Raw genomic sequence first — 12050 nt, forward strand, 5'->3', positions numbered from 1 at the left:
AATAACTTAGAAACTAAAAACTGCAAACCGCCCACTGCCAACTAAAAACCCTTCTTCCTGGTAACTCCCGGTTTACGCACCTTTTTATTTTCATTAACAGCAAAGCCATCGGCACCATATTGGCGGGCCATTTTGGCTATGCGGTCTTCCAGGCTTTCGGTGGTTAGGCGTTCGCGGCCCAGGCTGTCAACCATTATGGGGAAGGCAAATGGTGTTGGTTGCTCAATGGTTTTAAGGATGATGTTTTGAGTGACGATACGCTGCAAAGCTGCGCGTAACCTAAATTCTTCCAGTTGGAAAGCTAAAGCCTCATTATAAGCCTGGCGTACTAACAAGTTATCCGGCTCGTACTCACTAAATACGTCAAACAATAACGATGAGGATGCTTGCAAATGTTTGTTCTTAACCATTTGCCCGGGAAAGCCGTTAAATACTAATCCGCCAATACTGGCTATATCTCTAAAACGGCGCCGGGCCATTTCATTTGCATTTAGGCTATGCTGTATATCTTCCAGTAAATTATTAATTGAGAAAAAGTCGGCATCTTCCAGTACCTGCTCAATAGGCACATCTTCATCGGTTAATAGCTCAAACCCATAATCATTCATCGCTATGGAGAAACTGGCGGGCCTTATGCGCGATATGCGGTAAGCCAGCAAAGATGCCATACCCTCATGCACTAATCGCCCCTCGAACGGATAAAATAGTAAGTGGTGCCCCTCGCGCGATTTAAACGATTCAATTAAAAACTCATTGCTTTGCGGCAAGTGCGATAATTCTTGCTGTAAATTAAACAACGGTTTTAAGGCTATTACCTCTTCATCCTTTTCAATGCCATGTGCCACCTCGTCCAGTTTATCCCTAAACACTGCGGATAACTGTGACGATAACGGCATACGCCCGCCGTTCCAGCTAGGTATCATCCCTTTTTTTGCTGTCGATTTTCTAACGTATGCACTCATTTCTTTTATCCGCACAAACTCTAAACTTCGCCCTGCAAACCAAAAGGTATTGCCAGGTTTTAATTTGGAGATAAACGACTCTTCAACCGTGCCTAAACTGCCGCCGCTTAACCATTTAACCCGGATATTCATATCACTGGTTATGGTGCCGATGCTAAGCCTGTGGCGCATGGCTACCCGGCGGTTAAATACTTTATAAACGCCATTCTCAATCTCCACCTTTAAAAACTCATCATACTGCGCCAGTGTTTTGCCGCCATTGGTGATGAAATCAAGCAGCTGGTTAAATTCGCCCCGGCTCAGATCGGCAAAAGCATAGGTGGTTTTTACTTCTTTAAACAACTCCTCGGCCCTGAATCCGTCCGATACAGCCAATGTTACCATATACTGTATCAACACATCCATGGTAAGCAGCATTGGGTCGCGGCTTTCAAATATGCCTTGTTTGATGCCTTGCTTTAACGCGGCACCCTCTAATAATTCTAACGAGTGCGTGGGCACAAAATAAGCTTTTGATACAGCCCCGGGATGGTGCCCGCTTCGCCCGGCGCGCTGCATAAAACGGGAAACACCTTTAGGGCTACCTACCTGTATAACGGTATCAACCGGCCTAAAATCGACCCCAAGATCAAGACTTGAAGTGCATACCACCACCTTTAACGCTTCGGCATGCAAAGCAGCCTCTACCCAATTACGCAACTCATTGTCCAACGAGCCGTGGTGCATAGCCATAATACCGGCATACTCGGGGTAATTATCTAATATGGCATGGTACCAGATCTCGGACTGTGACCGAGTATTGGTAAATATCAGCGTGGTTTTGCTTTTGCCCACTATCTCCATCACCTGTGGCAGCAGTTTTAAACCAATATGCCCGGCCCACGAGTAATTCTCAATATTGTCTGGGATGATGGATTGTATAACCAGTTTCTTAGCTAGATTGGCCCGTATCATTTTTACCTTATCCCGTGGGAAATCATTACCCAGCAATACATCCGCGGCTTGTTCTAAATTGCCGATGGTTGCTGAAATGCCCCAGATTCTAAGTGGTGAGTATTGAGTTTTGGGTGATGAGTCTTTGCTTCCGGCTTCCGCCTCTCGGCTCAAAGTTTTTAGCTTGGACAACCCTAGCTCTACCTGCACTCCCCGCTTAGTACCCAGCAACTCATGCCATTCGTCAACAACCAAAACCTGCAGGCTTTGAAATATTTTGGGATATTCTTTTTGGGCCAACATCAGGTGCAGGCTTTCGGGGGTGGTAAGTAGTACCTCGGGTAGTTTTTTCTTTAGCGCGGCTTTTTCAGCAGCGGGTGTGTCGCCGGTGCGGGTAGCAATTTTCCAGGGGATCTGTAGGTCATCACAAACCTCTTGCATAGCTTTCTTAATGTCGTTGGTTAGTGCCCGTAAAGGCGTGATCCACAACATTTGCAGGCCGTTGTTTTGGCGCGTTTTATAGTCGGGATGGTGGTTAATAAAATCGGCCAGGAAAGGCAAAAACAAAGCAAATGTTTTACCACTACCCGTAGGTGCGTTCAACAAACCCGAATAACCACCCAAATAAGCAGCCTCCATCTCTTTCTGAAACGGAAACTGGTGCCAGTTTTTTTGCTGATACCATTGCTGTATAATTTTTTGCCCGGGGGTAATCATCAATCAACTAACAAAATAGTAAATATTTTGTGATAGGTAATAAAAAAGTCCTGCCGATGTATCAGCAGGACTTAATTTTAGTGTTGTTTATTTCCGGATTATTTCTTTTCGGGCAACAATATGATCTTAATTAAATTACCGGTATTTAAATAACGACCGGCCGCATATTTTACGCTTTGGATTGTTACTTGTTCCAGGTCCTGCACGTGACTAATTATCTTGTGTGGGTTCTGTTGGTTTTGCGCTGCCGAGCTAAGTGCTGCCTGCCAAAAGGTGTTTTGTTTAAACTGCGCTTGTATGGTGCGGGCTTCGCGTGTTACAAACAGGTTAACATCATCGGCGGTAGGGCCGCTTTGTTTTAATTTATCTATTTGGCTAAGCATATAAGCTATGGCCTTGTCGGTATTGCTAGCGTCCGCTAAAAATGCCAGCGTAACTTTATACCTGCCTTCGGGGTTTTTAACATAGCTTATCCTGATGCTGGGCGAATATATGCTATTGCCATCTTTAAGTGAATCAACCAACCTGATGTTTAAGATCTCTTCCAAAGCGTCCATCTGTATATTGTTGCCATCGTTATACTCATAATCGCCATTAAAAACCAGTTGTACGGTTGATTTATCGCTTGTGCCTTTATATACGTTTTTGGTTATCTGCCCTGCAGGTGGATGGATACCCAGGTTTTTAAAGGTTTCTTTACTGTTGGTTGATGGCAGGCTACCTAAGTAGGTTGCCAAATACGGTATCATATCATTCACCGTAAAATCGCCGGTAAAGGTGAAGGTAAAGTTACTGGCATCCGCAAAGCGAGCTTTATAAAAGGTATAAGCTTTATCCAAACTGGCCGCGTCTAGTTTTTCCGCGGTAACCGGTATAGCCCTTGGGTTGTAGCTGCCTAAAACAGATAACATGGTATCCTGGTAGGCAGTACCCGGGTCATTTGCATTTTTAACTAATGCAGATTTGGCTTGGTCTATATAGGTTTTCCACACCTCTGTATCCTTACGCGGGCTGGTAAAATACAAATACAATAACTGCATAGCCGAATCGAAGTTATTAGCAGCCGTATACCCAGATATGCCTTGCGAAATATCACCAATATAAGGCGTAAGGCTAAGGCTCTTATCGCGCAGCATTTTGGTTAATTGTGTTTGATTAAAACCGGCGATGCCACTAATACCAATTACTTGTGCTGCCATATTTGCTGATGTAAAGTCCTGGTCAGAAGCCAATGATGTACCGCCAAGACTATTCGCGCTGATCAGTATTTGATTGGCTGCAAATGCTGTTGGTTTTAATATAACTTTTACACCATTGGTTAAGGTAACTCTTACAATTGACAGCACACTGTCAATCTTCATATCTGCAACTTTGCCTGGTGTTGGCTGCTGCTCCATTAAAGGCGTAGCGCTATCATCAATATATGGTGTAAGCTCGCTGCCGGCTTCGGTTATCCATTTTAATAATGTTTGCTCGGTAGGCAGTTTGTCTTTTTGTGCATCGTTAGCTTCAATTAAGATAACACGATTTTGGTCGGTTATAAATTTAGCCGCCAAAGCGTTCATTTCTTCAACGCTTATTTTACCGATATTACTAATGTAGTAACTGTATTCATAATCAATACCAGGTGTGGCTTGTTTGTTTAAAAAGCTGCGTTCATACTCACCTGCAAAATTTGCCGATGGCGTATTGTCTTTTGCCGAATAACTGGCAGTAACCTGCGCCAATGCATTTTGTTTAGCGCGTTCTAACTCGGTTAAGGTAAATCCAAATTTGCGCACACGCTCGGTTTCGCCCACTACAGCCTTAACAGCGGCCTCTAACTTTAGCGGATTGTTTACTGCCGCGATGGTCGAGAATGCATCCTGCTTACCTATAAAATCAGCATAGGCCGATTGACCGTACACTATAGGTGGCGAAGGTATTTTTGTCAAATCAGATACGCGGATGTTTAACAACTGGTTAAACAGGTTTATCCGCATATTTTGTAAAACATCGGCAGGTGTTTTAATTATCATCTGCGGATGCTTAACTATTATTTGAAACAGGGTATACGGGTAAGCTTTATCTGTAGCCAGTTTTACAACGGTGCCGGGTGTCGGCGGCGCGCCAAATTGAGGTTGTGGTTTCTCTGGCACAGGGTTTCTTAATGGTGAAAAATTAAATTTTATTAGCTCCAGTATTTGTTTAGGGTCAAAATCGCCAACGGCTATTACTGCCTGCATATCGGGGCGGTACCAATCGGCATAAAAACTTTTTAGCGAGGCCGCGGTAAATGTATTAATGGTAGCCTCAGTACCTATTGGCAAACGTTGCGCATAGCGCGAATTGTTTAATACCACAGGCAGGGTTTGTTGCTGTAACCTATCTTCGGTAGTTTTACCGCCCAGGGCAACTTTTGCAGCTAATAATGTTTTTTCGGTGTTGACATCTGCCTCATTAAAAGTTATTCGAGAGGCCCAATTAGCCAATAAGCTAAACCCGCTTGCCAATACCTTTGGGGTGTCGGTTGGTAAGGCTAACTGGTAAACAGTTTCATCATACGATGTAAATGCACTGGTATCGGGGCCATATTTATTGCCCAGTTTGGTAAGATAATTGTTAAGCTGCGCTTTAGAGAAATCGCGCGTGCCTTTAAAGGCCATGTGCTGTACAAAGTTAGCCATGCCGCGCTGCGCGTCTGTTTCAATTACAGAGCCGGCTTTGCTTACCAGCAGCAATTGTGCCTTGCCTTTAGGCTGGCTGTTTGCACGGATGTAATAAGTTAAGCCATTAGGTAATTTACCGGTAAGCACATTAGGATCAACCGGTAACACTGTTGATACCGATGGTTTGACAGCAGTAGTAGCTTTATGTGGAGTTGTTGGCTTCTTTTTAACCTGGGCAAACGCGCCGCCTGCTGTAACAAGCAAGGCTACAGCCCATAAAAGAATAGTCTTTCTAAAATTCATGTTTAGTATTGAAAAAATATTTCTGCTAAGATGCAAAAACGCAAAGGATAGTTAAAAAGTATTTTAATGCTGTTTTATGATTTAGGGGCACTATACTTTAATATATATCTTCCTAATATACAGTATCCACATTAAAATCCAAATTAGCAGCATCATCACAATAGCGCAGAAAAGCGAGGCATTATAAGCCGAAAAATGCGGCTCGAAAAGTATCTGGTAAATAGACGAACCACCAATGCGGATCTTATTAATATAATGCGGAACAAAATCTGATAGCACATAAGCCGTAATTGCATTTGCACCAAACGGCAAAAAGAAGGATGTGAACCCCTTATATCCCTGCACATCTATCAGCCAATAAGAAAATGCTAACGCGATGGTCGACCATCCGCCTGCGTATAACACAAACGAGCTTGTCCATAATGCTTTGTTGATAGGGAAAAACAAATCCCATATCAAACCCAAAACAACTGCCGCTACACCATAGGTAAACATCCAGCTTACTTTCACGCTGTCATCGCGGTCCCTACGTTTTAGCCAGGTACCTACACGTATGCCGAATAACCCGGTTGCAATAGCCGGCAAAGTGCCCAATAAACCTTCCGGGTCCCAGGTATGCGATTCGACCCATAGGTGGTTAGGGGTAAAAATAATTCTATCTAACCATGCACCCATATTAGTTTCGGGGTTAAGGCTGGCGATGCCGGTATCAGGCACCGGTACAAAATTCATTAACAAGTAATAACCGATTAATAGGATAACAAATAGCCAGTCGCGTACCCGTTGCGAGGCCTTGATATACAACAATGCACAGATAAAAAACACAACCCCAATGCGCTGCAATACGCCTGGGAAACGTAAATGCTCAAAACTTGGATGAAGGATCAGTTGTATAATTAAACTTATCGCAATTAAAATCACCCCGCGCCTTAAAGCACCCCACAACATTTTACCATGGTTGGACGGACTAGCCACCTTACGCTCCATCGAGTAAACTATAGATACCCCAACAATGAACAGAAACGCCGGAAATATCAGATCGGCCAATGTACAGCCGTTCCATTTAGAATGTTCAATAGGCGTATAGATATGTCCCCAATCGCCGGGATTGTTAACCAGGATCATGGCGGCGACAGTAATGCCTCTAAAAACATCGAGCGATAATAGCCTTGAGTTTTGAGTTGTGGGTTTTGAGTTTTTTGCCATTTCGATAGAATGTTATTTCTCTTTTCTGATTTTTTCAATTAGAGAAATCAGCATTTTTCTAACTTCAGTGTTTTGTGAATTTAGGTTATTGAACACTTCTTCTGCCATAAAGTCTAAAGCCTGGCTTATAATTAAACAATTTTCAATTTCGTTAGTTGACCCAAGTGACACCTGGAGGAAATGAACTAAATCTTTTTGAGAAAATCTTCCGCATCCTTCAGCAATATTATTTGAAATAGATATGACTGCCCTTCTTATTTGGTTAGTTAAGCCAAACCTTTCTTCGGATGGAAATGTTGAAGTTGCTTTGTAAGTATTAATTACCAGTTGAATTGATTTTTGCCAAACCAATAACTTTTTAAAATCTTGCATGAATAAATTTAAACAAAAAACTCAACACTCATAACTCACTACTCAAAACTCAAAAATAATACCGCTTAAACGCTTCCATAGCCGCATATTCCGCAAAGCCTAATTGGTCATAGCTTTCGGCAGTTTCTCTGTTACGATCTTCTGCTCTAACCCAAAACTCTCTTGCATCTTCGCCGGGGAAAACTGCCGGGTCCTTTTGCGATTGGTGCTTAAATATCGCCATGCGTTTGCGCATCACTTCATCGGGCGATAGGGGTACAGACATTTCAATTTCGTGCGTGGCAAATTCAAACCAGGCACCGCGGTACATCCATAGCCAACAATCTTTTACCCAATCTTCGGTTTTTTTAAGCTGATTTAGGGCAGCTAAAATGATATTAAAACATACAATATGCGTACCATGCGGATCGGCAAAATCGCCTGCGGCGAAAATTTGATGCGGTTTAATTTTTTGTAATAGGTCGACAGTCATTTGTACATCAACCTGGCTAACCGAGTTTTTGGTGACCTTGCCCGTTTCATAAAAAGGTAATGCCATAAAGTGAATATGGTCGTCATGCAAGCCTGCGTAACGCGCACCTGCAATAGCCTCGCTTTTACGGATAAAACCTTTTACATCCCTAACCTCGGGCGTATCAATCTGGTTAGGCTGTTTTTTAGCGAAGAACGTGCGCATATCATTATGAATGCGTTTCAGCTTAGCAATATCATCGCCACGGCTTTTGTTAAAGTCGATAGCAAATTCCATGTAACGCAACACATCATCATCCCAAACGGCCGTATTGCCCGATGTTTGGTAGGCTACATGTACATCATGTCCCTGGTCAACCAATCTGATAAACGTACCACCCATTGATATCACATCATCATCCGGGTGTGGCGAAAATATAACCGAACGCTTTTTAGCAGGCTGCGCACGCTCCGGCCGCTGGCTGTCGTCCGCATCAGGCTTGCCACCCGGCCAGCCGGTTATGGTATGTTGTATCTGGTTAAATATGTCAATGTTTATTTCGTACACGGGGCCTTGCTCGGTAGCTAATTGCGCCATACCGTTGTTGTTGTAATCTTCGTCTATCAGCTTTAATATGGGCTTGTTAACCTTGCGCGATAACCATATTACGGCCTTCTTTTTAATCTCATTATCCCAAACACAATCTTTAACCAGCCATGGGGTATCAAAGCGCGTTAATTCAGATGCGGCGGGCTCATCCAATACAAACTCTACATGCTCTGATAGTTGCAGGTAGGTAGCCGGTACCTCGCTTGATAATTCACCCTCTACCGCTTTTTTAATAATAGTGGCCTTCTTTTTACTCCAGGCCATCAATATTATTTCGCGCGCCTTAAATATGGTGCCTACCCCCATAGTGATAGCTTTTGTCGGTACACCCTGCTTGCCGCCAAAATCACGCGAAGCATCGGTACGGGTAAGGTCATCTAAGGTAACCAAACGCGTCCCCGAGTTTGGTGCCGACCCCGGCTCATTAAAACCGATGTGACCGGTTCGGCCTATACCTAGAATCTGCAAATCTAGTCCACCCAGGTCTTCAATCTTTTTTTCGTAATTAAGGCAAAAGGCGGCAATGGCATCCTCGGCTAGTGTGCCGTCAGGTATGTGGATGTTGGCGCGGTCAATATCAATATGGTCAAATAAATTCTCATTCATGAAACGCACGTAGCTTTGTATAGCTGTGGGTTGCATGGGATAGTATTCGTCCAGGTTAAAGGTGATTACATTTTTAAAACTCAAATCTTCCTGTTTGTGCAGGCGTATCAACTCGGTATAAACCGCAATTGGGGTTACGCCGGTTGCAAGGCCGATGACCGTTTTTTCATTATTTGCTTGTTTACTGCGGATAAGGGCTGCTATTCGTTGCGCTACGGCTATAGCGCCTGCTGCCGGGTTTGGATATACGGTTACAGGTAGTTTTTCGTACCGTGTTTCTTCTAATAAATTTAATCTGGCCATAAATGTTGTAGGTTGGATGGGCTGGGGCAAATATAATAAAATTGCCTCAGCCTGCCCTCTCCAAAGGAGATGGGTTGGGTGAGGCAGACGCATTAAAAATATAAAACCCTTGTCCGCCCTCTTTATGCGCAGCAAAGAGAGGGCCGACCAGCGTAGCGTAGTCGGGGTGAGTAATCGCCGAAATGCATTGGCGGTAATGTCGCTTCATCAGGACTCACCGATCATCGCTACGCTCGATCACCCTCTCTTCGCCTTCGGCGGAAAGAGGGTTGTTTTAGATTTCCCCAATTTTTAACTAAAATTACACTTCAAACAAAAACATCATGAAATACCTACTGCTAACGTTTTGCCTGTTCGCTGCAATTACAACCAATGTTTTTGCGCAGGATACCGCCCCGGCTACATTTACCAACCCATTGCTGCCTTCGGGGGCCGACCCGTGGGTGATTTATCATGATGGGTTTTACTATTATACCAATTCTACAGGTACCAGGCTCATGATCATCAAGACCAAGACCATGCAGGGGCTTGCCGCTGCAACGCGCACGGTTATATGGAAACCGCCTGTCGGTACCAACTATTCTAAAGAGATCTGGGCGCCCGAGCTGCACTTTTTACAAGGCAAATGGTATATGTATTTTGCTGCCGATGATGGTAGTAATGACCATCACCGCGTATATGTGCTTGAAAATCCATCAGCCGACCCAACTATAGGCGAGTGGACCTTTAAAGGCCAGGTAGGCGACCCAACCAATAAATGGGCAATTGATGTGTCGGTGTTCGAGAATAAGGGCCAGCTATATATGCTATGGTCAGGCTGGGAGGGCGATACAAACAGCCAGCAAAGCATTTACATCGCAAAAATGGAAAACCCATACACTATAAAAGGTGAGCGGGCTAAAATATCAAGCCCCGAATTTGAATGGGAAAAATTTGGCTCGCAAGCCCCGCCACATGTTAGCGTTAACGAAGGCCCCGAAATATTGGCGCATGGTAACAAGTTGTTCCTGATCTTTTCGGCCAGTGGATGTTGGACAGACCATTATGCTTTAGGCATGCTTACTGCAAAAGCTTCGGCAAATTTGATGGACCCTAAATCATGGACAAAATCGCCCGAGCCAGTATTGCAAACCAATATAGAGAATAGCGTATATGCCCCCGGCCATAACAGCTTTTTTAAATCGCCTAATGGTAAAGAGGATTGGATAATTTACCACGCCAACCCGACACCCGGTTGTGGCTGCGGCGGGCAACGGTCGCCACGGATGCAAAAGTTTACCTGGAAAAAAGATGGCTCGCCTGATTTTGGAATACCCGTTAAAGCCGGTACCGAGCTGGCTGTCCCGGCAGGATAAAATAAAGGTGATATAATTTTGCTCATCCATCTATAATTGCCTAACTTAAAGGCGTGGGGCAGCCCCACCCAACCCTCCCGGAAGGGAGGGTTTTAAAAAATATTCACAAACAAATTTAAAAGTCTCCCCTACCGGGGGAGATTTAGAGGGGGCTTTAGGGGCTTAAACAGATATGGCACATCTCAACAGCAATTTGCAACACCTTTTTACCATCGCTCAAAAACCGGCTCGTATGGGTATTGGGCTGATGTCGGGTACATCACTAGACGGGTTGGATATTGCCTTGTGCAGGTTTACCGGTACCGGCCTGCAAACCAAATGCGAGTTATTGCAGTTTATTACGACACCTTACCTTGATTTTTTTAAAAGCGAAGTGCGTTCCATCTTTTCGCGCCGGCAGGTTGATCTGGAAAAGGTTTGTTTGTTGAATGATTTTATAGGCACCTATCATGCCGAACTAATATTGCAGGCTTTAGATAGCTGGCAGATTAATCCTGCTGACGTAGACTTTATTGCCAGCCACGGCCAAACCATTTATCATGCGCCAAAGCGTTTGCATAAGCAGGAGGGCTACCCTAATGCTTCCCTGCAAATTGGGGATGGCGACCATATTGCCGTTAAGACAGGTATTTTAACCATTAGCGATTTCCGCCAGAAACAAATGGCAGCCGGGGGCGAGGGCGCTCCGCTTGCTTTATATGGCGATGTATTGCTGGGCAGCAAACCCGGTGAAGACCGCATATTGGTAAACATTGGCGGGATCTCAAACCTTACTTTTTTACCTGCGGATGGCGATATGGCTAAAGTTTTATGCTCAGACATCGGTCCAGGCAATACCCTGATAGATACTTTTTGCCGTAACTATTTTAACCGTCCGTTTGATGAGGATTCTGAAATTGCTTTCTCTGGCGAGGTTAATGAGGGTTTGTTAAGCTCGTTATTAAAGCATCCGTTCTTTACCGAAACTCCGCCTAAAACTACCGGTCCCGAACTGTTTAACGAGGAATACGTACGCAAGGCGCAGGAACGATCAGGCACCAGCCATATAGACCCTAAGGATGTGATAACCACCCTCAGCGCTTTTACCGCCAAAGCTATTGCCGACTTTACCCGTGCCTACCTACCCAAAGGCGCCAAAATGTTTGTAAGCGGTGGCGGGGCCAAAAATCCGTTCGTGATGCAATACCTGGAGAAAAGATTATACCGCACCACCATTGCCGACACCGCCGCCCTGGGCATTAACCCCGATGCTAAAGAAGCCATACTTTTTGCCTTGCTGGGTAACGAAGCATTGGCTGGTGAGCCGTTAATTATTGGTACTAATCCGAGCGTGTTGATGGGTAAGTTTAGTTTTGCGGGGTAGGACTAGGATTTTTAGGATTTGAGGATTACCATGATTTTAATTGTGCGCCAGCCTTTGTTGCGTGTTATCACCAACCAATGTGCGGCGGGTATCTGCCCGAAAGGGGAGCAGGGCAGTAAAAACAAGTGGACGGGTTGTGTCACCACACGACCTCACCATCACGTCATTGCGAGGAACGAAGCAATCTCTACGTAAGCTAATCAATTAACGATGTGTTGTTTC

Annotated in this window: 7 protein-coding genes; 2 read left to right on the forward strand and 5 right to left on the reverse strand. The window is 44.5% G+C overall.

Annotated features, from left to right (window positions below):
• Positions 1-41: 41 nt before the first annotated feature.
• The 5 genes from JWQ34_RS01930 to nagB all read right to left on the reverse strand — a co-directional run bounded on the left by JWQ34_RS01930 (position 42) and on the right by nagB (position 9110).
• The gene (locus JWQ34_RS01930) at positions 42-2612 is read right to left on the reverse strand and encodes a ligase-associated DNA damage response DEXH box helicase (protein WP_299353270.1); all 2571 of its coding nucleotides are present in this window, start codon (positions 2610-2612) and stop codon (positions 42-44) included.
• Between the two features lie 98 nt (positions 2613-2710).
• Positions 2711-5563 carry a pitrilysin family protein gene (locus tag JWQ34_RS01935; protein WP_299353118.1) on the reverse strand — a complete coding sequence of 951 codons (2853 nt, stop codon included), beginning with the start codon at positions 5561-5563 and terminating at the stop codon, positions 2711-2713.
• Between the two features lie 90 nt (positions 5564-5653).
• A complete protein-coding gene (locus JWQ34_RS01940) occupies positions 5654-6769 on the reverse strand; it encodes an acyltransferase family protein (protein ID WP_299353121.1) in 1116 nt (371 codons plus the stop codon).
• A gap of 12 nt (positions 6770-6781) precedes the next feature.
• Positions 6782-7141, reverse strand: a complete 360-nt coding sequence (locus JWQ34_RS01945; RefSeq protein WP_299353124.1) for a four helix bundle protein — start codon at positions 7139-7141, stop codon at positions 6782-6784.
• Positions 7142-7190: 49 nt separating this feature from the next.
• Positions 7191-9110: a glucosamine-6-phosphate deaminase gene (gene nagB, locus JWQ34_RS01950; protein WP_299353127.1), complete on the reverse strand. Its 1920-nt coding sequence runs from the start codon at positions 9108-9110 to the stop codon at positions 7191-7193.
• A gap of 323 nt (positions 9111-9433) precedes the next feature.
• Here nagB and JWQ34_RS01955 point away from each other — a divergent pair, with 323 nt between their 5' ends.
• The gene (locus tag JWQ34_RS01955; protein ID WP_299353130.1) at positions 9434-10465 is read left to right on the forward strand and encodes a glycoside hydrolase family 43 protein; all 1032 of its coding nucleotides are present in this window, start codon (positions 9434-9436) and stop codon (positions 10463-10465) included.
• Between the two features lie 172 nt (positions 10466-10637).
• Entirely contained in the window at positions 10638-11828 is a 1191-nt protein-coding gene (locus JWQ34_RS01960; protein ID WP_299353133.1) for an anhydro-N-acetylmuramic acid kinase, read from the forward strand.
• The last annotated feature ends 222 nt before the right edge of the window (positions 11829-12050 follow it).

The sequence above is a fragment of the Mucilaginibacter sp. genome (assembly GCF_028288185.1).
Classification (GTDB): domain Bacteria; phylum Bacteroidota; class Bacteroidia; order Sphingobacteriales; family Sphingobacteriaceae; genus Mucilaginibacter.

Excerpts from the sequence above, each read along its gene's own strand:
- JWQ34_RS01935 (WP_299353118.1), bottom strand. The coding sequence starts at position 5,563 with ATGAATTTTAGAAAGACTATTCTTTTATGGGCTGTAGCCTTGCTTGTT.
- JWQ34_RS01955 (WP_299353130.1), top strand. The coding sequence starts at position 9,434 with ATGAAATACCTACTGCTAACGTTTTGCCTGTTCGCTGCAATTACAACC.
- JWQ34_RS01930 (WP_299353270.1), bottom strand. The coding sequence starts at position 2,612 with ATGATTACCCCCGGGCAAAAAATTATACAGCAATGGTATCAGCAAAAA.
- JWQ34_RS01945 (WP_299353124.1), bottom strand. The coding sequence starts at position 7,141 with ATGCAAGATTTTAAAAAGTTATTGGTTTGGCAAAAATCAATTCAACTG.
- JWQ34_RS01940 (WP_299353121.1), bottom strand. The coding sequence starts at position 6,769 with ATGGCAAAAAACTCAAAACCCACAACTCAAAACTCAAGGCTATTATCG.
- JWQ34_RS01960 (WP_299353133.1), top strand. The coding sequence starts at position 10,638 with ATGGCACATCTCAACAGCAATTTGCAACACCTTTTTACCATCGCTCAA.
- nagB (WP_299353127.1), bottom strand. The coding sequence starts at position 9,110 with ATGGCCAGATTAAATTTATTAGAAGAAACACGGTACGAAAAACTACCT.